The sequence below is a fragment of the Zobellella sp. An-6 genome (genome assembly GCF_052487945.1).
Map to the genome: position 1 here is coordinate 2,904,488 of NZ_CP199259.1, position 21,427 is coordinate 2,925,914.

The following is a 21,427-nucleotide window of genomic DNA, read 5'->3' on the forward strand; positions in this document are numbered from 1 at the left end:
GTGCCTGGTCCGGCACCGGTGCGGCTGCGACAGGAAGTGCAAAAACGCTAACACTACCCAAAGCCCGCAGGATGCGCCAGTGTATTTTGGCCTCCCGCCCAGGCCGGTTGCAGGCCCGGGGCTTAAGTGCCAAAATCCCGCCCACGCAATCACAGGACATCTTCATGACCATCAGACTTTACGGCATCAAGAACTGCGACACCGTCAAGAAGGCCCGCAAGTGGCTGGAGCAGCAGGGCATCGACTACCGCTTCATCGATCACCGGGCCGATGGCCTGGACCCGCTCATGCTCGACCACTGGCTCGACCAGCTGGGCTGGGAGCAGCTGGTCAACAAGCGCGGCACCACTTACCGCACCCTGCCGGAGGCCGACCGGGCGGCCCTGGGCCCGGACACCGCCGCCGCCCTGCTGCTGGCCCATCCGGCCATGATCAAGCGCCCCCTGCTGGAACTCGATGGCCAGTTGCACCTGGGCTTTAATGCCGAGCTTTACTCGCGCTTATTCAACACCTGATAAGGACAACAATGACTGACTCTGCCGTGCTGGCCCTGACCAAGGAACTGATCAACCGCCCCTCGGTCACCCCCGAAGACGAAGGCTGCCAGGAGCTGATGGGCGCGCGCCTCGAAGCCCTGGGCTTCAAGCTCGAAACCATGGTGTTCGAGGACACCACCAACCTATGGGCCCGCAAGGGCAGCGAGGGCCCGCTGTTCTGCTTTGCCGGCCATACCGATGTGGTGCCACCGGGCCCGCTCGACAAGTGGCATACCCCGCCCTTCGAGGCCACCGAGATCGACGGCTACCTGCACGGCCGGGGCGCGGCCGACATGAAGGGGTCGCTGGCCGCCATGGTGGTGGCCACCGAGCGCTTCGTCGCCAAACATCCGGACCACCAGGGCTCCATCGCCTTCCTGATCACCAGCGACGAAGAAGGCCCCTTCATCAACGGCACCACCCGGGTGGTGGACACCCTCGAAGCCCGTAACGAGAAAATCACCTGGTGCCTGGTGGGCGAGCCCTCCTCCACCAGCGAGGTGGGCGACGTGGTCAAGAACGGCCGCCGCGGCTCCCTCACCGGCGATCTCCTGGTCAAGGGCGTGCAGGGCCATGTGGCCTATCCGCACCTGGCGGACAACCCGGTGCACCGGGCGGCGCCGGCCCTGGCCGAATTGGCCAACACCGTCTGGGACAAGGGCAACGAGTTCTTCCCGCCCACCAGCTTCCAGATCGCCAACATCCAGGCCGGCACCGGCGCTTCCAACGTCATTCCCGGCGAGATGAAGGTGCAGTTCAACTTCCGTTTCAGCACCGAGCTGGACCAGGACAAGATCCAGGCCAGGGTACACAGCGTGCTCGACGCCCATGGCCTGGACTACGAACTGCACTGGCTGCTCAACGGCAAGCCCTTCCTCACCGACCAGGGCGATCTGCTGGCAGCCACGGTGGCGGCGGTACAGGCGGTGCGCCACCAGGAGCCGGCCCTGCTTACCACCGGCGGCACTTCCGACGGCCGCTTCATCGCCCAGACCGGCGCCCAGGTGATCGAGCTAGGGCCGGTCAACGCCACCATTCACAAACTCAACGAGTGCGTGAAAATCGCCGATCTGGAGCAGCTCACCGACATGTACGAAGGCATACTGGAGCGCCTGCTGGCATGACCCCCGAGGCCCTGCTCGGCCTGACCGAGGACCACCTGGTGGCACTGGCCGAGCCGGGCCACCGGCTGCAGCCGGAAGCGGCGGCGGCCTTCGCCGCCCTGCAGGCGGCGGCGGCCGGGGCGGGCTTTGCCCTGACCCCGGCCTCGAGCTTTCGCGGCTTCGACCGCCAGCTCGCCATCTGGAACGGCAAGTTCGAGGGCAGCCGCCCGCTGCTGGACGCGGACAGCCGGCCACTGGACGCCCTCGCCCTGCCGGAGCCGGAGCGCATCCTGGCCATCTTGCGCTGGAGCGCCCTGCCCGGCACTAGCCGCCACCACTGGGGCACGGATCTGGACGTTTACGATCCGACCCTGCTGCCGCCGGGACAAAGGCTGCGGCTGGAGCCCTGGGAGTATCAGGAAGGGGGCTATTTTTACCCGCTCAGCCGGTGGCTGCAGGCCAACATGGGCCGCTTCGGCTTCTACCTGCCCTTTGCCCGGGATGGCGGCGGCGTGGCCATGGAGCCCTGGCACCTGAGCTACCGTCCCCTGGCCGGCGCTTGCGCCGCCGCCCTGACCCCGGACCTGGTGGCCGAGGCCATCCGTACCCGGCCGGTTGCCGGAAAAACGCATATCCTTAAGTTACTGGACGAAATTTTCGCCCGCTTTATCCGTCCCACCACCGAGGAGTAAACCATGAGCGTCTGGCTCTGGATCGCCCTGCCCCTGCTGTTCCTTGTCGGCCTCTTCGTCAGCGCCCTCAAGGACACCAAGCAGATTGAAAAAACCGTGCAGAAAAATCGCGACAAGATGAAACTGCGTCAATGGGACGACGAGGAAGAACGCAAGAAGGACGACGACTGGGGCGTGCCCCCGGGCAGTTACCACCCCGATGACAAGGATAAGAAATAGGGATTGGGGATTGGCTCGTCAAAACAATCCCAGCTGCTGCCCGCTCAGGGCATCGAAACTCAGGCCCGCGAAGGGCAGTATGGCATCGGCCACCGGCTTCAGCTGGCGGTCGATATAGTGCTGATAGTCGATGGCCGACCGGCGATACTCTTCGGGCTCGGGGCCGTTCACCGTGATCAGGTAACGGATCACCCCCTTGTGTTGGTAGCGCAACGGCAGGCCCCGCCGGGCATTGTGCTCATCGGCCAGACGCGCCGCCCGCACCTGGGGCGGCAGCGACTTCACGTACTGGGCCAGGGGCCGGCGCAACCGCTTGCGGTACACCAGCTCCGCATCCCGTTCGCCGGCCAGGGTCTGGACCAGGGTCAGGCGGATGAAGTCGCTGGGATCCCGGTCCGCGAACACCAGTCGGTACAGTTCGGTCTGGAACTGCTGGGCCAAGGGCGTCCAGTCGGAGCGCACCGTTTCCATGCCCTTGAACACCAGCTTGCTCACGCCGTTTTTCAACTGCAGTCCCGCATAGCGCTTCTTCGAGCCCTGCTCCCGGCCACGGATGGTGGGCATCAGAAAGCGGGCGAAATAGCTTTCTAACTGCAGTTCGAGAAAGCTCTCGAGTTGCAGCTCCGCAGCCAGTTTTTCCCGCCAGCCGTCGTTAACCAGGGCTGCCAGCCGCCGTCCCTCGCGGCTGGCCGAGGCCTCGTCATGACCCCCTTCCAGCAGCACGAACACCGAGTCGGTGTCGCCGTAGATCACCTCGTGACCTTCGTCTTCGATCCAGCGGGCGCTCTGCTGCATGATCTCGTGGCCGCGCAGGGTGATGGACGACGCCAGTCGGGTATCAAAAAAGCGGCAGCCGCCGGATCCGAGCACCCCGTAGAAGGAATTCATCAAGATCTTGATGGCCTGGGAGCGGGGGCCGTCCCGCTCCCGCTTGGCCTGATCCCGCTCCCGCCACAGCCCTTCGATAATGGCCGGCAGGAAGTGGTGATGACGGGAAAAGCGCCCGCCGCGAAAACCGGGGATGGCATCCTCTTCCTCGAGTCCCAGCACCAGGCCGAGGGGATCTATCTTGAAGGTACGGATGATGGAGGGATACAGGCTCTTGAAGTCCAGCACCAGCACATGGCGGTACAACCCCGGGCGCGAGTCCATCACATAGCCGCCGGGGCTGGCCAGGCCGCCGCCGGCGGGCAGGTTGGGCGCCACGAAACCGGCCCGGTGCAGGTGGGGCAGGTAGACCTGGGTGAAGGCCGCCACCGAGCCGCCCACCCGCTCCAGCTCCAGGCCGGTGAGCTGGCTGCGCAGGCGCAGGAAATCGAGCAGCCGGGTATGCTCGAAGATATCCCACACCAGCCGGCAATCCTCCAGGTTGTAGGCGGCGAGTTTCGGTTTGTTGTGGCGAAAGTCGTGCTGGATGGCCGCCAGCCGGTTGGCCACGTCCTCGGTCTGCTTACCCCGGCCCAGCAGCGTCTGGGCCACATGCTCCAGGCTGAAACTGTCGAACTGGTAACAGGCGGTCTTGAGTGCGTCGATACCGTCGATGGCCACCCGCCCGGGCAGGGTGAGGAAGACCTGGCCGGTCTGGCTCTGCTCCCTGAGACGAGCCTCTTCCCCGCCCCGCCCCAGGCGCAACCGCAGGCCATGGAAGGCCGCCCGCGCCAGCAGGATGCGGAAGTCGAAGCCCACCAGGTTCCAGCCGATGACGATATCCGGATCATGGGACTGCAGCTCCTGCTCCAGCGCCTGCAGCAAGGCCGGCTCGCCGGGCAACCAGCGGATGTCGGTGGCGGCGGGCTCGGGCTCGCCTATCATCAGCACCCGCGCGAGATCCTCGCCGTAGAGGCCGATGGAGTAGAGCTCACCCCGGGCCGAGCACTCTATGTCCAGCGACAGCACCCGAAAGCGCGGCTGCCAGTCGGCCGCCTTGAGCCGGACGCCGCTGAACTGGCGGTAGCCGTCCCGCCGCTGCTCCTGACCCACAAAGGCCACGCTGCCACGGATAAAGCGACTGATCAGAAAGCGCTCATGCAGGCGGAAATCATCTTCGTATACCGCCACCCCTTCCCGCCGAAGCCACTCCGCCGCCGCCCGGTGTGCCGCTATGGTGGAGAAATAAAGCACCGCCACCGGCTGGTGCTCGAAATTCTGCAGCCCGGGCTCGGCCCACCGGTAGTCGATGCCCGCCGTCGCCAGCAACCGCTGGCACTCCCCCTGCGCCTGCACCGGCACCATCAACAGCGGCCGCTCGCCGGCCAGCAGCAGGCGCACCGGGCCCCGCTCGGTGCAGAGCCAGTAGCAGATTTCGGTGCGCCCCCGGAGATCCCGACTATGGCGGCTGAGGATAAAGCCCTGCTCTATCTGGTTCATGGGACCCATTATAAGGAAGAACAAGGAGGAATCTCCTTGTGACGGGCGTGATAATAGAAAAGGGCCTGCCGGCCCTTCAATCCAGTGGCAATAGGTTCGCCTCAGCGGATCAGATCGGTGCGCTGGAAGGCCTCGCTCAGGGTGGCGGCAAAATCGCCCAGCACCTCGGACGACACCGGTATCCGATCCTTGTCGCTCAGGGTGATGCTGCTCTGATTGCCCAGATCGCCGAGCTGGATGCGGTACTCCTGCTCGGGAATATCCAGCTCCGGCAGGCCCAGCTCACGCCATGCAGAGTCGCTCAGGCCATCGTAGTCCACGTCCACATAGCCCAGCGCCTGTTGACGGTTGGTCAGTTCGAACCCCAGTTGGGGCAGCAGGGTGATCATCCGCTTCCAGGTACGGTCATAACCCTCGGCGGCCAGCAGTCGGCCTTGCGGCTGATCCCATTCCAGGGCGATAGGGCTGCGGTCCAGCAAATCCTGCTGTTGGGTCAACTCGCGCTGGTAAGCCAGGGAAAAGGCATTGAGCATGGCGGCTTCCGCTCGCTGCCGATCCTGGGCCAGGCCCTCACCGCTCAGCGCATTAACCTGCACCGCCACCGCCCGCCGCACCGCGTCCGGCACCAACTGCCAGCGGAACTGCTGGTCGGCGTTGCCGATGGGCCGGCCATTGCTCTGCCAGCCCTGCCCATCGCGGCCGGGCTCTGCCTGCTGGGCGGCGAAGAACGCTTCCAGCGCCTGGCTCAGCTCCTGCTCCAGGGGTTGATCCAGCCGCTGCTGGTAGAACCAGAGCCCGGAGCCCCCGTCCATGGCTTCAGAGCCGCGCACCAGGGGCAGCACCTGGGTGGGTGGGCGGATGTCCAGAGCCCGGCCGGTCACGCCACGCTGGGCCCGCTCGGACAGGGCCGGCACCACGTATTCGTTGTTGAAGGCCGGGGCCTCCAGCCCCGCCGGGATCAGCAGCGGGGTGCTTCTCAGGCTTTCGCCCTCGTAGTCGAAGCCGCGGTTGGCCTGGCTGCGGGTTTCCGGGCTGCTGCAGCCCGCCAGTACACTGATGGCCAACAGGCCCATTACCATCTTTTTTGAATTCAAAGGTTTATCCACGCCCTATTAACTCCGCTTTAACTAACGCTTCCCTCAGCTGTTTTCTCCCCGGAGCGTCCAGGGGGATCAGGGGCAAACGCGGCATTGGTGATGCGATAAGCCCGAGCTCGGCACAGGCCCATTTCACCGGTATGGGATTGGTATCACAAAACAAAGCCTGGTGCAGCGGCAACAGCCGTCGTTGCAGGGCTTCTGCCACCGGCCAGTCTCCGGCCAGGGCCGCCCTGAACAGGGCCGCCATCTCGGCCGCGGCCACATTGGCGGTGACCGACACCACCCCGTGGCCGCCCAGGCGGACAAAGTCGAGCGCCAGGTGGTCGTCGCCGCTGAGCAGCAGGAAGTCGTCCCCGCAGCAGCTCTTCAACTGGCCGACCCGCTCGAGCCGGCCACTGGCCTCTTTGATGCCGATAACCGGTGCAAGTTCCGCCAGCCGCCCCACGGTGTCCGGCAGCAGGTCGCAACCGGTGCGGCCCGGCACGTTGTAGAGGATCTGGGGCAGGCCGCTGGCCTCGGTGATGGCCGTATAATGGGCCCTGAGCGCGGCCTGGGAAGGCTTGTTGTAGTAAGGCGTGACGGAGAGTCCCGCCGTGACCCCCATCTCCTCCATGGCACGGCTCAGGCGGATGGCCTGGCGGGTATCGTTGGAGCCACAACCGCCAATCACCGGGAGCCGGCCCTCGGCCTGCTCTACCACGGCCCTTACCACCTCGAGGTGCTCGTCGGTGGCCAGGGTCGGCGACTCGCCGGTGGTCCCCATGGCGGCGATGGCGCCGGTGCCGCAGGCCAGGTGATAGTCGACCAGCCGGCGCAGGCTGGTGAAATCGACTTCGCCCTGTGCCGTCATCGGGGTGACCAAGGCCACTATGCTGCCGCTTAACATGGAAAATCCCGTTAGGTTTCAAGTGGTCGTATGGTAGTGGTGGCACCGGCGGAATACAAGAGAGGCGCTGGAGCCCCCCTCGATTTGTGCTACCATGGCCACTCTCTTCCACTGACCCTTCGGACCGCCGATGACCCATCATCTCGTGGTGACCGCCATAGGCGAAAACAGACCCGGTATCGTGAACGAAGTGGCACGCCACGTCACCGACTGCGGCTGCAACATCGTCGACAGCCGGCTCGGCATCTTCGGCAACGAGTTCACCTTTATCCTGCTGCTGTCCGGTAGCTGGAACCAGATCACCCGGCTTGAGACCACCCTGCCTTTGTTCGGGCAGAGTCAGGAGCTCATCACCATGATGAAGCGCACCCAGGTACTGAGCCAGCCCAGTTACGCCCTGAGCGCCGACGTGGAGATGGTGCTGACCGACAGGCCCGGCATCGTCAACCGCTGCACCCAGTTCTTCAGCGACCGGGGCTGGGACATCCAGGCGATGCAGAGCCAGACCCTGTCCGGCGACGAGGTCGGGAAGTTTCGCGCCCATTTTCAGCTCAACCTTCCCGAACGGCTGGCCGATGGCGAGGCGGAAGACACCTTCTCTCAGTTGTGCCGAGAGCTGGAGTGCGAACACCACAGCTTTCGCCTTAAACGCAAATAACCCACAGGAAAGCGCAGATGACTTATCTCCCAGAAGGCAGCCAGGCCCCGGCCTTTACCCTGTCCGACCAGAACGGCGCCCCGGTCAGCCTGAACCAGTTCCAGGGTAAAAAGGTGCTGGTGTATTTCTACCCCAAGGCCATGACCCCCGGCTGCAAGGTACAGGCCTGCGGCCTGCGCGACAGCCGGGCCGAGCTTGAAGCCCGGGGCGTGGTGGTGCTTGGCATCAGCCCGGACCCGGTGTCCCGGCTCAAGAAGTTCGAGGAAAAAGACCATCTCAACTTCACCCTGTTGTCCGACGAGGATCACACCGTGGCCGACGCCTTCGGGGTCTGGGGGCCGAAGAAGTTCATGGGCAAGGAGTACGACGGCATCCACCGCATCAGCTTCCTCATCGACGAGGCGGGCAAGGTGGCCAGGGTGTTCGACAAGTTCAAGACCAAGGATCACCACCAGGTGGTGCTGGATTACCTGAACCAGGCGTAGGCTGGAAGCTGAAAGCTGAAAGCTGAAAGCTGGAAGCTGGAAGCTGGAAGCTGGAAGCTGGAAGCAAATGATAAGGGCTGCGGACCCCTTGCCAAGGGTGCGCAGCCTTCTTATTTGGTTGATGCATTCACGGTATCAATCGACGGCGCGATCGGCTTCAAGCTTACGGCTTCCCGCTTCCAGCCGCCGTGCTTCCCGCTGCCGTCAGGCGTCCCACCAGCCAGAAGCCGGCCACCATGGCGGCGATAAAGAGTCCGGCCTGCCATTGCAGGCTGCCCGCCAGGCCAATGGCCGGCCCGGGGCAGAGCCCCGCCAATCCCCAGCCGATGCCGAAGATCAGCGCCCCGCCGACCAGCCGCGCGTCTATGGTCGGCGCCGGTACCTTGGGCAGTTCGGTGCCCAGCACACAGCGACTGTGGCCCTTGCGCCAGAGCAAGTAACCGGGGGCAAAGACGGCCAGCGCGCCCCCCATCACCAGCACCAGGCTGGGATCCCAATCGCCAAACAGGTTGAGAAAACCCAGCACCTTGACCGGATCTATCATGCCGGACACCACCAGCCCCAGTCCGAACAGGGCGCCGGACAGCAACGCGATCAGCATCAGCATGGTCAAGCTCCCCAGCCAAGCAGGGTGACGGTGGCGATACCGGCGGCGATAAACACCAGGGTCGCGACGATGGAGCGGGGCGAGAAACGGCCTATGCCGCAGATGCCGTGACCGCTGGTGCAGCCATTTCCCAGCCGGGTACCTATGCCTACCAGCAGGCCGGCCAGCACCAACTTGAGCACCGAAAACCGTTCCAGAGACGGCGCCTCGGCCAGACCGCTACCGAACAGGACAAAGGGCACCAGCACCAGGCCGGCGACAAAGGCGATACGCCAGCCCTTGTCGGGCTGACCACCAATGCCGGCAACGATGCCGCTGATGCCGGCGATACGACCACCGACGACCAAGAGCAGCAGGGCGCCGCCGCCGATCAAAAAGCCGCCCAGCAAGGCGGTCCAGGGGGTGAAGTTCACTATGGTCATCAGGTCACTCCATTAAATTAGTATGAACTAATGATACAACACCCACTTTATTTAGCAATATCTAATATAAAGATCACCAGGTCGTCGCTGCCCCGTTATTTACAACACCGCAGCCAGCCGTCAATATGATGCCCATTCGGCAAGCGTGCGCTCACAAGGACCATCAGTATCATGCAGTTGCCTGCACTCCACAGGACCCGGCATCAGTTGTGTTTTTTCAGGCTGGATCCCCAGTTCTGTCTTTATCCGCTGACCCCCTTGCCCCACGCCGATATCCCACTTCCCGACCCCCAGCGTTCCCTGCTCAGCCAGCTCGGCGACCCTGAGCGGCGGCGGCTGGAGCAGCTGTGCGCCGAAGGCCGTTCCGCCAGCATCGGCCTGACCATAGGGGAGCGGCGCTGGCAGTGCCACCTGGCCCCTACCGAGCGCAACGGCTGGTTGCTCAGCGCCGACATGGGCCAGCTCCTGCATCAGGACGCCCTGGGGCTGATGGAATGGCAGCTGCAGCAGGGCTGGCGCCAACCAGCCCCACTGTCGGCCAGGCTGCCGGCGCTGATGGATACCCTGCTCAATCAGTTGCAGGCGGACAGGATCATCCTGTGGCGTCATTACCCGGAAGAAGAGCTGCTGCGCCCCCTCTACAGCCAGGGGATGCCCTTCCTGCTGCATCCCGCCAAGGCCGAACGCCGCTACCTGCGCACCCTGCAGCAACGGGGCGGCCTGAGCTACAGCCACTGCGCCCAGCAGCCCCTGCTCGGCGCCTTCGACTATCTGGCGAAGGACGGCATCCAGCACCGGCTGGATGTGCCCCTGCCGGCCGGCCACAAGGTGGCCGGCCTCGTCAGCCTGGAATACGGCCGTCCCCGGGCACCGTTGACCGCCGCGGACCTGCAGTTTGCCGCCACCCTGGCAGGCCAGTTGGCCGATCTTATCGCCGCCCCCGCCGGGCCCGCGCCGACCGATGGCGCCGGGCCGGATATCTCGGCCCTGATCCCCTTGCTGTGCCGTCACACCGGCCAGGATTTCTTCAACCAGCTGGCCCTGCAACTGGCCGAGCTCTGCGGTGCCGACCTGGCTCTGGTCGGGCTGCAGCACCGGCGGCAGGACAAGGTGCGGGTACTGGCCTGCTATGAAGGGGGGCAGCTCCTGCCCCCCTTCAGCTACCCGCTGGCCGGCACCCCCTGCGCCTTCAGCCACGAAGCCGACAGCAATATCTGCGTCTACCCCCGCGGTGTCGCCGAGTTGTTCCCACAAGACAGCCTGCTGCAGGAAAAGGGCCTGCAGGCCTATGTCGGCCTGTCGCTCAAGGATGAAGAGCACCATCCCCTGGGGCTGGTGGTGCTGCTGTTCCGGCAGCCGCTGGCAGCCGGCGCCGCCATCCAGGCCCTGCTCGAGCAGCTCGAGCCCAGGGTCGGGGCCGAGCTGCTGCGCCGCCGGGATCAGGAAGCCCTGATGGTGGCGGCGGCCGCCTTCGAAACCCAGGAAGGACTCTTCATCACCGACAACCGGCTGCGCCTCCAGCAGGCCAATCGGGCCTTCGCCGAGATGAGCGGCTACGGCCGGGACGAGCTGGTAGGCTGCTCCGCCCTCGAGTTCAGGGCCGAAGATCCCCATACCGCCACCATGGACACCATCATCCAGGCCATGGAGCAGCGGCACCAGTGGCAGGGGGAGCAGCGGCTGTTGCGGGCGGACGGCCGGGAACTGGCGGTCAGCATCCGCATCACCGAAGTGCGGGATGGCCTCGGCATGGTGCACTATGTGTGCTGCGTAGAAGACATTTCCGGGCAGAAGGCCGACAAGCAGCGCATCGAGCAGATGGCCTATTTCGACGAACTCACCGGCCTGCACAACCGCCGCTTCATGGTCGAGCATATCGCTCATACGGTGGCCCTGGCCGAGCATGAAGCCAGCCGGGGCGCCCTGCTGCTGCTCGATCTGGACGACTTCAAGAACATCAACGATTCCCTCGGCTATGCCATCGGCGATGCCCTGCTGGTGCAGGTGGCCGAGCGCCTGGGGCGGTTTGCCGAACAGATCGAGGGCGCCAGCCTGGCGCGCATCGCCAGCGACGAGTTCGTGCTGCTCTGCCCGGGGCTCGGCCACGGCTATTCGGCGGCCAAGACCCGGGCCGAGCAGTTGGCCAACGCCCTGCGCGAGCAGTTCCTGCTGCCCTTCCAGCTCGACCAGTTGCGCCTGCACCTGAGCGCCAGCCTGGGCATCAGCCTGTTTCCGGTGGTTGGCCTGGGGCTGGAGGAATACATGCGCCAGGCGGACACCGCCAACCACATGGCCAAACGCATCGCTCCCGGCAGCCATGTGTTCTTCAGCCAGGAAATGGCCGACGAGGTGCAGGAACGGCTGCAGCTGTCGAACGCCCTGCAGCAGGCACTGAAGGATCGGGAGCTGGAGCTCCACTTCCAGCCCCAGCTGGGGGTGGACGACGACCGGCAACTGGGGCTCGAAGCCCTGCTGCGCTGGCAACCGCCGGGCAGAAAGGTGGTGCCCCCGAGCCACTTCATCCCGGTGGCAGAGGAAACCTCGCTGATCTGCGACATCGGCGACTGGGTATTGCTGCAGGCCTGCGCCCGTATCCAGGCCTGGCAGCAGGACGGTCTTCGCCCAGGCCGGGTCTCGGTCAATATCAGCGCCCGCCACTTCCACAGCCCGGATTTTGTCACCCGGCTCTCGGCCCTGCTGCAACAATACCCCGCCGGCAGGAACAGGCTGACGCTGGAGGTCACCGAGGGAGTGATCCTCGAGAACCTGCAGGAAAGCCGGGCCCGCATGTCCCAAATCAAGGCCCTGGGCGTGGGCCTGTCCATCGATGACTTCGGCACCGGCTATTCCTCCTTCGCCTATCTGCGGGAACTGCCGGTGGACGAGATCAAGCTGGATCGCTCCTTTATCCAGCACATCGACAAACGGCCCCAGGACAAGGCCATCATCGCCTGCCTGCTGGAGCTGGCCGCCATCCTCAAACTGACGGTAGTGGCGGAAGGAGTAGAGACCGAGCAGCAGCTGGCCAGCCTGGCCGAGCTCGGCTGCCCGGCCTACCAGGGTTACCTGCGCGCCCGCCCCATGCCGGAGCCGCAACTGATGGCCTGGCTGGCACAGCAGGGCTAGCCAGCGCCGGCAGGCACCTAGTTCAGTACGGCGTTGAGCGCGGCCTCGGCACAAGCCTGGTCCAGGTGGCCGCCGGGCGCCCCGCCGATGCCGCCCACCAGTTGCTCCTTCACCCGCACCGGCACGCCGCCGCCCAGGATCAGCAGGTCCGGGGGCATCTCACGCAGGCCGAACAGGGCCGGTTGCGCGGCGACCAGAAGCTGGCGCTGCAACCCCGCGAACTGGTGCTGCTCGAACTGCTGCTGCGCCACCAGGAACGGGTGCTGTCCCGCACCCAGATCCTGGAGCGGGTCTGGGACTACCGCTTCGATCCCCAGACCCATGTGGTGGACATGCTGGTGTGCCGGCTGCGCAACAAGATAGACAAGGACAGCGGTGGTGGTCGAAGACTCGGAGATGGGTATCGATCCGGCCGACCTGCCCCATATCTTCGAACGCCTGTACCGGGCCGACCGCGGCCGGCACAACCACGGCCTCGGGCTGGCCCTGGTCAAGGCGATTCTCGACGGCCACCAGGCCCGCATCGAGGTCGAGTCCGGCACAGAGGGCCGCCGCTTTCGCTGCCTCTTTCCTCTAAACAACTCATCCTAATGGTGCTACAGCGACCGGCCACCGTCCGGTCGCTGCCGATAGCGAACTGGTAGTCGGAAACATTATTTAGCAGGCTGGATCCCGGGCATAAAAAAACCGGCTACAGCAGCCGGTTTCTTACGGGATGGGGGAAGGCTCAGGCCAGCAGGGCCTTGGCCTTTTCCACCACGTTGTCGACAGTAAAGCCGAACAGCTTGAACAGGTCGCCGGCCGGGGCCGACTCGCCGAAGCTGGTCATGCCGATGATGTCGCCACCGAAGCCCACGTACTTGTACCAGTAGTCCTTGATGCCGGCTTCCACCGCCAGGCGCTTGGTGACGGCGGCGGGCAGCACGCTTTCCCTGTAGTCGGCGGACTGGGCGTCGAACACATCGGTACAGGGCAGGGACACCACCCGCACCGCGCGGCCTTCGGCGCTCAGCTGCTCAAAGGCGGCCACCGCCAGCTCCACTTCGGAGCCGGTGGCGATGATGATGAGCTCGGGAGTGCCGGCGCAGTCCTTCAGCACATAGCCGCCCCTGGCCACGTCGGCCAGCTGGGCCTCGGTGCGCTCCATCTGTCCCAGGTTCTGGCGGGAGAAGATAAGAGAGGTCGGACCGTCCTTGCGCTCGATGGCGTGTTTCCAGGCCACGGCGGACTCGACCTGGTCGCAGGGGCGCCAGGTGCTCATGTTGGGGGTCAGGCGCAGGGAGGCGATCTGCTCCACCGGCTGGTGGGTGGGGCCGTCTTCGCCCAGGCCGATGCTGTCGTGGGTGTAGACGAAGATGGAGCGCTGCTTCATCAGGGCCGCCATGCGCACCGCGTTGCGGGCGTATTCCACGAACATCAGGAAGGTACCGCCGTAGGGCACGAAGCCGCCGTGCAGGGCGATGCCGTTCATGATGGCGCTCATGCCGAACTCACGCACCCCGTAGTGCAGGTAGTTGCCGGAAGCGTCTTCGGCGCTGATGGGCTGGGAGCCCTTGTGCATGGTCAGGTTGGAAGGCGCCAGGTCGGCGCTGCCGCCGAGCAGTTCGGGCAGGATGGCGCCGTAGGCGTCCAGGGCGTTCTGGGAGGCCTTGCGGGTGGCGATCTTGGCCGGGTTGGCCTGCAGGGTCTTGATGAAGTCGGCACTCTGGGCGGCCCAGTCGACGGGCAGTTCGCCGTTCAGACGGCGCTTGAGTTCGGTGGCCAATGCCGGATGGGCGGCGGCGTAGGCGGCGAATCTTTCGTCCCAGGCGGCTTCGGCAGCCTGGCCCTTGGCCTTGGCATCCCACTCGCCGTAAACGTCGGCGGGGATCTCGAAGGCCGCGTGGCTCCAGCCCAGCTGCTCGCGGGTGGCGGCGATCTCGGCGTCACCCAGGGGCGCGCCGTGGCAGTCGTGGCTGCCGGCCTTGTTGGGAGAGCCGAAACCGATCACGGTCTTGCAGCAGATCAGGGTCGGGCGGGAAGTATCCGCGCGGGCGGCGTCGATGGCGGCGGCCACGGCGGCGCTGTCATGGCCGTCGACATTGGCGATCACCTGCCAGCCGTAAGCTTCGAAGCGTTTGGGCGTGTCGTCGCTGAACCAGCCGTCGACGTGACCGTCGATGGAGATGCCGTTGTCGTCCCAGAAGGCGATAAGCTTGCCCAGCCCCAGGGTGCCGGCCAGGGAGCAGGCTTCGTGGGAGATGCCTTCCATCAGGCAGCCGTCGCCCAGGAAACAGTAGGTGTAGTGGTCCACCACCTCATGGCCGGGGCGGTTGAACTGGGCGGCCAGGGCCTTCTCGGCGATGGCCATGCCCACGGCGTTGGTGATGCCCTGGCCCAGGGGGCCGGTGGTGGTTTCCACGCCCGGCGCATAGCCGTACTCGGGGTGGCCCGGGGTCTTGGAGTGCAGCTGGCGGAACTGCTTGAGATCGTCGATGGACAGCTCGTAACCGGTCAGGTGCAGCAGGGAGTACAGCAGCATGGAGCCGTGGCCGTTGGACAGGATGAAACGGTCGCGGTCGGCCCAGTTGGGGTTGGCGGGGTTGTGCTGCAAGTAATCACGCCACAACACCTCGGCGATATCCGCCATGCCCATGGGGGCTCCGGGGTGGCCGGAATTGGCTTTCTGCACCGCATCCATACTCAATGCGCGCACGGCATTGGCCAGCACTTGACGAGAAGGCATCGACATCTCCTGAGAACATTTACATGTAGGGTTAAATAGACGGCGGTATTGTCCCAAAGACTGCCGGAGGGCGCAAATTATTCTCCCCCGCCGGGGTGGCCCGCCCCGGCACATTTTGCTGGCAATCGGCAAGGCGCCTCACTAGAATAGCCATCCAGATGTTAATACCGCTATGTTGGCGGTATCATGACAGCGACAGATTAATTCAAGTTTAGGAACCGAAGCATAATGGCCAGACTGTTTACCTCCGAGTCCGTATCCGAAGGTCATCCGGACAAGATTGCCGACCAGATCTCCGATGCGGTGCTCGACGCCATCATCAAGCAGGATCCCAAGGCGCGGGTCGCCTGCGAAACCTACGTCAAGACCGGCATGGTGATCGTGGGTGGCGAAATCTCCACCAGCGCCTGGGTCGACATCGAAGAGCTGGCCCGCCGCACCGTACGCGATATCGGCTACACCAGCTCCGACATGGGCTTCGACGGTGACAGCTGCGCCGTGCTCAACGCCATCGGCAAGCAGTCCCCGGATATCGCCATGGGCGTGGATCGGGAAGGGGACGACCCTTACGCCCAGGGCGCCGGTGACCAGGGCCTGATGTTCGGCTACGCCTCCAACGAAACCGAAGTGCTGATGCCCGCCCCCATCACCTACGCCCACCGCCTGGTCAAGCGCCAGGCCCATGTGCGCAAGGCCAAGGAGCTGCCCTGGCTGCGCCCGGACGCCAAGTCCCAGGTGACCTTCGTCTATGAAGACGGCAAGCCGGTGGCCATCGACGCCGTGGTGCTGTCCACCCAGCACGGCCCCGACATCGATCAGGCCACCCTGCGCGAAGCGGTGATGGAGCTGATCATCAAGCCGGTGCTGCCCGCCGAGTGGCTGACCAGCAAGACCAAGTACTTCATCAACCCCACCGGCCAGTTCATCATCGGCGGCCCCATGGGCGACTGCGGCCTGACCGGGCGCAAGATCATCGTCGACACCTACGGCGGCATGGCCCGCCACGGCGGCGGTGCTTTCTCCGGCAAGGATCCGTCCAAGGTGGACCGCTCCGCCGCCTACGCCGCCCGCTACGTGGCCAAAAACATCGTCGCTGCCGGCCTGGCCGATCGCTGCGAGATCCAGGTGTCCTACGCCATCGGCGTGGCCGAGCCCACCTCCATCAGCGTGGAAACCTTCGGCACCGGCAAAGTGGCCGAGGAGCTTATCGACGCCCTGGTGCGCGAGCACTTCGATCTGCGCCCCTATGGCCTGATCCAGATGCTGGATCTGAACCGGCCCATCTACCAGGCCACCGCCGCCTACGGCCACTTCGGTCGGGAGGAGTTCCCCTGGGAAGCCACCGACAAGGCCGAGCTGCTGCGCGACGCCGCCGGCCTCAAGTAACCACCCGAGGGGAAGCGCAGGCTTCCCCTTCGTTTATCTGCCTTTATCTCCATGAGTCAACCCAGCGATGCCCTGCTCCAGCAGGTGCGGGACAGAGTGAGCCAGTGCCTGGTGCTGGCCGGACAACGGCTGGGCCGGGATTTTCCCGCCCCCCGGGTGCGCTTCGATCAACGCGGCCGCATCGCCGGCTCCGCCTGGCTGGAGCGCTGGGAGCTGCGCTTCAACCCGGTGCTGCTGGCCGACAACGCCGCCGACTTTCTCACAGAGATAGTGCCCCACGAAGTGGCCCACCTGGTGGTGTTCCACCGCCATGGCAAGGTCCGGCCCCATGGCGCCGAATGGCAGGCCGTGATGCGCGATGTCTTCGAACTCGAGCCGCGGACCCGTCACCGCTTGAATACCGCCAAGGTGGCCCCCACCTTTAGCTACGACTGCGGCTGTCGCCTGCATCAGCTGAGCCTGCGCCGCCACAACAATATTCGGCGCGGCAAACAGCGTTACCTGTGCATGCACTGCGGCCAGTTGCTCAAACCCCATCTCCCCACCAGAAGGAAAAACCCATGATCCAGATTGGCGACCGCCTGCCCGAGCAGGAATTCACCTTTATCACCGAGGCCGGCAAACACACCGCCACCGGCGCCGAGCTGTTCGGCGGCAAGAAGGTGGTGATCTTCGCCGTGCCCGGCGCTTTCACACCCACCTGCTCCCAGGCCCACCTGCCCGGTTTCGTGGTGCTGGCCGACCAGTTCAAGAGCAAGGGCGTCGATTTGTTCTGCCTGTCGGTTAACGATGCCTTCGTGATGCGCGCCTGGCAGCAGGCCCAGAACGCCGGTGCCATCACCATGCTGGCCGACGGTGCCGGTCGTTTCGTCCAGGCTCTGGGGCTCGACAAGGACACCGGCGAGTTCGGCGGCCTGCGCGCCCAGCGCTTTGCTCTGGTGGCCGAAGACGGGGTGGTGACCTCCCTGCAGGTGGAAGCCCCGGGCAAGTTCGAGGTGTCTTCCGCCGAAGCCATGCTGAAGCTGGTGTAATAAGATCGGGACTGGGACACGGGCTGTCCTCCCCGTGTCCCAGTCCCCGCCGTAAAGGCCCTTTCCCCTGCCCCGCCCCGAGTGATAAGCTTGCCCCGCTGTTATATCAACAAACAATAACGAGTCGTGCGCTATCTGATTTTACTATTGGGCTTAAGCTCCTGGCTGGCTTATGCCGACGTATTGTCTTTCGGCCAGGCAAAACGGGTGGCCTCCCGGCTCTATGAACCCCATCCGGTCTCCTTTTACTGTGGTTGCAAGATCAAGCGGGAAGGCAAGAAGCTGGTTCCGGACCTGGACGGCTGCGGCTACCAGGTGCGCAAGCAGCTGCTGCGGGCCAGCCGTATCGAGTGGGAACACCTGGTGCCGGCATGGGAATTTGGCCACCAGCGTCAGTGCTGGCAAAACGGCGGCCGCAAGAATTGCACCCGTCACGACGAGCTGTTCAACCGTATGGAAGGTGACCTGCACAACCTGGTACCGGCCGTCGGTGAGGTCAACGGCGATCGCTCCAATTACCGCTTTTCCGAGTGGAACGGTCAGCCGAGCCAGTACGGCCGGTGCCGAATGCTGGTAGACTTCAAGGGTCGTCGGGCCCAGCCACCGGAGGAAAGCCGCGGCGCCATCGCCCGCACCTACCTCTATATGCAGCAGCAGTACCGGCTCGACATCGCCAAACAGCAGCTCCGCTTGTTCGAGGTCTGGAACCGCCAATATCCGGCCAGCCAGTGGGAATGCGAGCGGGATCACCGCATCAACGAGGTACAGGGCAACCGCAACCCCTTTGTGAAGGAGCAGTGCGAACACTATGCGTATACCCCGAATCCATGAGCCCGGACCGCTCAGGTCCGGGCTGGAATTGCCCCTGTCGGAGGACGGCGCCAACCACGTGGGCCGGGTGCTGCGCATGCAGCCGGGCCAGGCGCTGGTGCTGTTTGACGGCACCGGAGGCCAGTACGACGCCGACATCGTCCGGGTGGACAAGAAATCGGTGCTGGTAAGCATCGGCAACTTCAGCGCCACCGAGGCCGAATCGCCGCTGCCTTTCCACCTGGGCCAGGTGATCAGCCGAGGCGAGAAGATGGAATTCACCATCCAGAAATCGGTGGAGCTGGGAGTCAACGTCATCACCCCGCTGTTTTCCAGCCGTTGCGGCGTCAAGCTCGGCGGCGAACGGCTGGACAAGAAGATCCAGCAGTGGCAGAAGATCGCCATCGCCGCCTGCGAGCAGTGCGGTCGCAACCGCATCCCCGAGATCCGCCCGGCCATGGATCTTTCGCACTGGCTGGCGGAGGAGACCACCGAGCTCAAGCTCAATCTGCATCCACGCGCCCACTACAGCGTCAATACCTTGCCGCTACCGGATAGCGGCATTAGGCTGCTGGTAGGCCCCGAGGGGGGACTGTCAGACGAGGAAATAGCACAGGCCCGGACCCTTGGTTTCATCGATATCCTGCTCGGTCCCCGGGTACTGCGTACCGAGACCGCGGCGCTGACCGCCATCACCGCCCTGCAATGCCGTTTTGGAGATCTTGCATGACCATCAAGTTGGGAATTGTGATGGACCCCATCCAGTCCATCAATATCAAGAAAGACACCAGTTTCGCCATGCTGCTGGAAGCCCAGCGCCGGGGTTATGAACTCTGGTACATGGAGATGAGCGATCTCAGCCTGCGCGACGGTGAGGCCTTCGGCAACATGGCACCGCTGTCGGTGAAAGAAGACCCGCACCAGTGGTTCAGCCTGACCGAACCCAAGCTGCAGCCCTTGCGCAGCCTGGACGTGATCCTGATGCGCAAGGATCCCCCCTTCGACACCGAATATATCTACGCCACCTATCTGCTGGAACGGGCCGAGGAAGAAGGCGTGCTGATCGTCAACAAGCCCCAGAGCCTGCGCGACGCCAATGAGAAGCTCTATACCGCCTGGTTTGCCGAGCACACCCCCAGCACCCTGGTGACCCGCAAGGCCGGCGACATCCGCGCCTTCCACGCCGAGCACAAGGACATTATCCTCAAGCCCCTGGACGGCATGGGCGGCGCCTCCATCTTCCGGGTGAAGGAAGATGATCCCAACCTCGGCGTGATCATCGAGACCCTGACCGAGCACGGCCACCGTTACTGCATGGTGCAGACCTACCTGCCCGCCATCAAGGACGGTGACAAGCGGGTGCTGGTGGTCGACGGCGAGCCGGTGCCCTACTGCCTGGCACGCATCCCCCAGGGTGGCGAAACCCGCGGCAACCTGGCCGCCGGCGGCCGGGGCGAAGCCCGCCCCCTGAGCGACAGCGACCGGCGTATCGCCGAGGCCCTGGGCCCGGTGCTCAAGGCCAAGGGCCTGATCTTCGTGGGGCTCGACATCATCGGTGACAAGCTGACCGAGGTGAATGTCACCAGCCCGACCTGTGTGCGCGAGATCGAAGCCGCCTTCCCGGTCAATATTACCGGCATGATGATGGATGCCATCGAAAAACGACTATCCTGACAATTAAGACTAAGACGCCCTTAATCCCCGGGGCCGGCCACCGCCCCCCGGGTTCAACCGACACGAGACGCCATGGATTCACTGCAACATCACTTTCTTATCGCCATGCCCAGCCTCAGGGACCCCTTCTTTGCCGGCTCCGTCACCTATATCTGTGAGCACAATGACGACGGCGCCATGGGGCTGGTGATCAATATTCCCATCGATATGAAAGTCCATGAGCTGCTGCACCAGCTGGAGCTGGAGCCGGAAGACAGCCCCAGCCTCGAGCGTCCGGTGCTGCAGGGGGGACCGGTGGCGGCGGATCGCGGCTTCGTGCTGCACAGCCCGGTCGAGGGCTTCAGCTCCAGCCAGCAGCTGGCTGAGGATCTGATGATCACCACCTCCCGCGACGTGCTGGAGGTACTGGGCACAGAGCAGGAGCCGGCGCACTACCTAGTGGCCTTGGGCTATGCCGGCTGGACCCCGGGCCAGCTGGAGCAGGAGCTGGTGGAAAACAGCTGGCTGACCATCCCCGCCGATACCGCTCTCATCTTCGACACCCCCCTGGCGCAGCGTTGGCACCAGGCCATAGGGCGGCTGGGCGTGGACTCGCGCCAGTTGTCTTCCCAGGTGGGCCACGCATGAGCCGCACCCTGCTCGGCTTCGACTACGGCCTGAAGAGCATCGGTGTGGCCGTGGGCCAGGAGGTCACCGCCTCGGCCCGGCCACTGATGGCGCTCAAGGCTAACGACGGCGTACCCGACTGGAGCCAAGTGGAAAAACTGCTCAAGGAATGGCAACCGGCGCTGCTGGTGGTGGGCCTGCCCCTCAACATGGACGGCACCGAGCAGGACATCAGCCGGCGCGCGCGCAAGTTCGCCAATCGGCTGCACGGCCGCTTCGGCCTGGCCGTCGAACTGCAGGACGAGCGCCTGACCACCACCGACGCCCGCGCCCGGCTGTTCGAGGCCGGCGGCTACAAGGCCCTGGGCAAGGACGCGGTGGACGCGGTCTCGGCCCAGCTGATCCTCGAATCCTGGATGGAAAGCCGGCTATAAGCTGGAAGCTGGAAGCTGGAAGCTGGAAGCTGGAAGCTGGAAGCTGGCATCATGGATGTGCTGTGATCCAGTCTGTCCAGCACCGTTCGCACCAGTAACCGCCTCTCTGTCCCGGTTAGGGGTACAAAAAAACCCGCCGAAGCGGGTTTTTTACTGGATGCGATGATCCTAAGGGCTCAGAGCACCTGGATCTGGGACGCCTGCGGGCCCTTGGCACCCTGGGTCGGGGTGTAGGAGACCTGCTGGCCTTCGGTCAGGGTCTTGAAACCGCTGCCGACGATCTCGGAGAAGTGGGCAAACAAATCCTTGCTGCCGTCAGCCGGAGTGATGAAACCAAAACCTTTTGCTTCGTTGAACCATTTTACGGTGCCGTTAGCCATTTTATCTTACCTTTATTCAGTGATGAGCCATGCTCGGAAACGCAACAACAATCAAATAAGGGAAGCTTGGTGACTGAAGAACCGCAAAGGAACCAACAATATACAAAGGCCGCGCTGACTTGAGAATCTTGCTGGGGTGCACTCTACGGGAGTCGCGGGATGGCGTCAAACACTATCGCC

The 21,427-nt window shown here is 64.5% G+C and carries 24 protein-coding genes and 1 pseudogene; 17 read left to right on the top strand and 8 right to left on the bottom strand.

The window, feature by feature from the left end; genetic code table 11:
* Nucleotides 1-164: 164 nt before the first annotated feature.
* From ACT7DK_RS13560 to ACT7DK_RS13575, 4 genes are read left to right on the top strand one after another with little or no spacing between them, the layout of a single operon-like run.
* On the top strand, nucleotides 165-515 hold the full coding sequence (locus ACT7DK_RS13560) for an ArsC family reductase (RefSeq protein ID WP_445400011.1): 351 nt from the start codon (nucleotides 165-167) through the stop codon (nucleotides 513-515).
* An 11-nt stretch (nucleotides 516-526) separates the two neighbouring features.
* Entirely contained in the window at nucleotides 527-1,660 is a 1,134-nt protein-coding gene (gene dapE / locus ACT7DK_RS13565; RefSeq protein ID WP_445400013.1) for a succinyl-diaminopimelate desuccinylase, read from the top strand.
* The gene (locus ACT7DK_RS13570) at nucleotides 1,657-2,331 is read left to right on the top strand and encodes a M15 family metallopeptidase (protein WP_445400015.1); all 675 of its coding nucleotides are present in this window, start codon (nucleotides 1,657-1,659) and stop codon (nucleotides 2,329-2,331) included. The genes dapE and ACT7DK_RS13570 overlap by 4 nt, the downstream gene beginning before the upstream one ends.
* A 3-nt stretch (nucleotides 2,332-2,334) precedes the next feature.
* Nucleotides 2,335-2,550 (top strand): hypothetical protein, encoded by a 216-nt coding sequence (locus ACT7DK_RS13575; RefSeq protein ID WP_445400017.1) that lies wholly within the window; start codon nucleotides 2,335-2,337, stop codon nucleotides 2,548-2,550.
* 18 nt (nucleotides 2,551-2,568) lie between these two features.
* On the opposite strand, the gene ACT7DK_RS13580 is transcribed toward ACT7DK_RS13575, so the two are convergent.
* The 3 genes from ACT7DK_RS13580 to dapA form a co-directional block, all read right to left on the bottom strand.
* The gene (locus ACT7DK_RS13580) at nucleotides 2,569-4,917 is read right to left on the bottom strand and encodes a DNA polymerase II (protein WP_445402354.1); all 2,349 of its coding nucleotides are present in this window, start codon (nucleotides 4,915-4,917) and stop codon (nucleotides 2,569-2,571) included.
* Nucleotides 4,918-5,018: 101 nt separating this feature from the next.
* Nucleotides 5,019-6,011, bottom strand: a complete 993-nt coding sequence (gene bamC / locus ACT7DK_RS13585) for an outer membrane protein assembly factor BamC (RefSeq protein WP_445400019.1) — start codon at nucleotides 6,009-6,011, stop codon at nucleotides 5,019-5,021.
* A gap of 4 nt (nucleotides 6,012-6,015) precedes the next feature.
* Nucleotides 6,016-6,903 carry a 4-hydroxy-tetrahydrodipicolinate synthase gene (gene dapA / locus ACT7DK_RS13590; RefSeq protein ID WP_445400021.1) on the bottom strand — a complete coding sequence of 296 codons (888 nt, stop codon included), beginning with the start codon at nucleotides 6,901-6,903 and terminating at the stop codon, nucleotides 6,016-6,018.
* A gap of 130 nt (nucleotides 6,904-7,033) precedes the next feature.
* Between dapA and ACT7DK_RS13595 the strand changes: the two genes are divergently transcribed.
* Both ACT7DK_RS13595 and bcp read left to right on the top strand, forming a co-directional pair.
* Nucleotides 7,034-7,561, top strand: coding sequence for a glycine cleavage system protein R (locus tag ACT7DK_RS13595; protein WP_445400023.1), 528 nt, complete (start codon nucleotides 7,034-7,036; stop codon nucleotides 7,559-7,561).
* Between the two features lie 17 nt (nucleotides 7,562-7,578).
* Nucleotides 7,579-8,046, top strand: a complete 468-nt coding sequence (bcp, locus tag ACT7DK_RS13600) for a thioredoxin-dependent thiol peroxidase (RefSeq protein WP_445400025.1) — start codon at nucleotides 7,579-7,581, stop codon at nucleotides 8,044-8,046.
* A gap of 163 nt (nucleotides 8,047-8,209) precedes the next feature.
* Here bcp and ACT7DK_RS13605 read toward each other — a convergent pair whose 3' ends face one another.
* Both ACT7DK_RS13605 and ACT7DK_RS13610 read right to left on the bottom strand, forming a co-directional pair.
* Complete coding sequence (locus tag ACT7DK_RS13605; protein WP_445400027.1) at nucleotides 8,210-8,653, bottom strand: DUF6691 family protein; 444 nt, start codon at nucleotides 8,651-8,653, stop codon at nucleotides 8,210-8,212.
* Between the two features lie 2 nt (nucleotides 8,654-8,655).
* Nucleotides 8,656-9,075, bottom strand: a complete 420-nt coding sequence (locus ACT7DK_RS13610; RefSeq protein ID WP_445400029.1) for a YeeE/YedE family protein — start codon at nucleotides 9,073-9,075, stop codon at nucleotides 8,656-8,658.
* A 171-nt stretch (nucleotides 9,076-9,246) separates the two neighbouring features.
* On the opposite strand from ACT7DK_RS13610, the gene ACT7DK_RS13615 reads away from it, so the two are divergent.
* Nucleotides 9,247-12,201: a sensor domain-containing phosphodiesterase gene (locus ACT7DK_RS13615; RefSeq protein ID WP_445400031.1), complete on the top strand. Its 2,955-nt coding sequence runs from the start codon at nucleotides 9,247-9,249 to the stop codon at nucleotides 12,199-12,201.
* A 17-nt stretch (nucleotides 12,202-12,218) separates the two neighbouring features.
* On the opposite strand, the gene ACT7DK_RS13620 is transcribed toward ACT7DK_RS13615, so the two are convergent.
* Entirely contained in the window at nucleotides 12,219-12,413 is a 195-nt protein-coding gene (locus ACT7DK_RS13620; RefSeq protein ID WP_445400033.1) for a heme-binding protein, read from the bottom strand.
* A 12-nt stretch (nucleotides 12,414-12,425) separates the two neighbouring features.
* Between ACT7DK_RS13620 and ACT7DK_RS13625 the strand changes: the two are divergent.
* Both ACT7DK_RS13625 and ACT7DK_RS13630 read left to right on the top strand, forming a co-directional pair.
* Nucleotides 12,426-12,515 (top strand): annotated as a pseudogene (locus tag ACT7DK_RS13625) (winged helix-turn-helix domain-containing protein); the annotation flags it as partial.
* A gap of 64 nt (nucleotides 12,516-12,579) precedes the next feature.
* Nucleotides 12,580-12,792, top strand: coding sequence for an ATP-binding protein (locus ACT7DK_RS13630; RefSeq protein WP_445400035.1), 213 nt, complete (start codon nucleotides 12,580-12,582; stop codon nucleotides 12,790-12,792).
* Nucleotides 12,793-12,928: 136 nt separating this feature from the next.
* Here ACT7DK_RS13630 and tkt read toward each other — a convergent pair whose 3' ends face one another.
* Entirely contained in the window at nucleotides 12,929-14,926 is a 1,998-nt protein-coding gene (gene tkt, locus ACT7DK_RS13635; protein ID WP_445400037.1) for a transketolase, read from the bottom strand.
* Nucleotides 14,927-15,154: 228 nt separating this feature from the next.
* Here tkt and metK point away from each other — a divergent pair, with 228 nt between their 5' ends.
* The 8 genes from metK to ruvX all read left to right on the top strand — a co-directional run bounded on the left by metK (nucleotide 15,155) and on the right by ruvX (nucleotide 20,867).
* Nucleotides 15,155-16,312: a methionine adenosyltransferase gene (gene metK / locus ACT7DK_RS13640; RefSeq protein WP_094038049.1), complete on the top strand. Its 1,158-nt coding sequence runs from the start codon at nucleotides 15,155-15,157 to the stop codon at nucleotides 16,310-16,312.
* Between the two features lie 51 nt (nucleotides 16,313-16,363).
* Nucleotides 16,364-16,876: a SprT family zinc-dependent metalloprotease gene (locus ACT7DK_RS13645; protein ID WP_445400040.1), complete on the top strand. Its 513-nt coding sequence runs from the start codon at nucleotides 16,364-16,366 to the stop codon at nucleotides 16,874-16,876.
* Nucleotides 16,873-17,343: a peroxiredoxin gene (locus tag ACT7DK_RS13650; RefSeq protein ID WP_445400042.1), complete on the top strand. Its 471-nt coding sequence runs from the start codon at nucleotides 16,873-16,875 to the stop codon at nucleotides 17,341-17,343. The genes ACT7DK_RS13645 and ACT7DK_RS13650 overlap by 4 nt, the downstream gene beginning before the upstream one ends.
* Nucleotides 17,344-17,526: 183 nt before the next feature.
* Complete coding sequence (locus ACT7DK_RS13655) at nucleotides 17,527-18,174, top strand: endonuclease (RefSeq protein WP_445402356.1); 648 nt, start codon at nucleotides 17,527-17,529, stop codon at nucleotides 18,172-18,174.
* Complete coding sequence (gene rsmE, locus ACT7DK_RS13660) at nucleotides 18,152-18,883, top strand: 16S rRNA (uracil(1498)-N(3))-methyltransferase (RefSeq protein WP_445400044.1); 732 nt, start codon at nucleotides 18,152-18,154, stop codon at nucleotides 18,881-18,883. Before ACT7DK_RS13655 ends, rsmE begins: the two co-directional genes overlap by 23 nt.
* On the top strand, nucleotides 18,880-19,827 hold the full coding sequence (gene gshB, locus ACT7DK_RS13665) for a glutathione synthase (RefSeq protein WP_445400046.1): 948 nt from the start codon (nucleotides 18,880-18,882) through the stop codon (nucleotides 19,825-19,827). Before rsmE ends, gshB begins: the two co-directional genes overlap by 4 nt.
* A 72-nt stretch (nucleotides 19,828-19,899) precedes the next feature.
* Entirely contained in the window at nucleotides 19,900-20,454 is a 555-nt protein-coding gene (locus ACT7DK_RS13670) for a YqgE/AlgH family protein (RefSeq protein WP_445400048.1), read from the top strand.
* Nucleotides 20,451-20,867 carry a Holliday junction resolvase RuvX gene (gene ruvX / locus ACT7DK_RS13675; RefSeq protein WP_445400050.1) on the top strand — a complete coding sequence of 139 codons (417 nt, stop codon included), beginning with the start codon at nucleotides 20,451-20,453 and terminating at the stop codon, nucleotides 20,865-20,867. The genes ACT7DK_RS13670 and ruvX overlap by 4 nt, the downstream gene beginning before the upstream one ends.
* A gap of 176 nt (nucleotides 20,868-21,043) precedes the next feature.
* Here ruvX and ACT7DK_RS13680 read toward each other — a convergent pair whose 3' ends face one another.
* Nucleotides 21,044-21,247 carry a cold-shock protein gene (locus ACT7DK_RS13680; RefSeq protein WP_445400052.1) on the bottom strand — a complete coding sequence of 68 codons (204 nt, stop codon included), beginning with the start codon at nucleotides 21,245-21,247 and terminating at the stop codon, nucleotides 21,044-21,046.
* Between the last annotated feature and the right edge of the window lie 180 nt (nucleotides 21,248-21,427).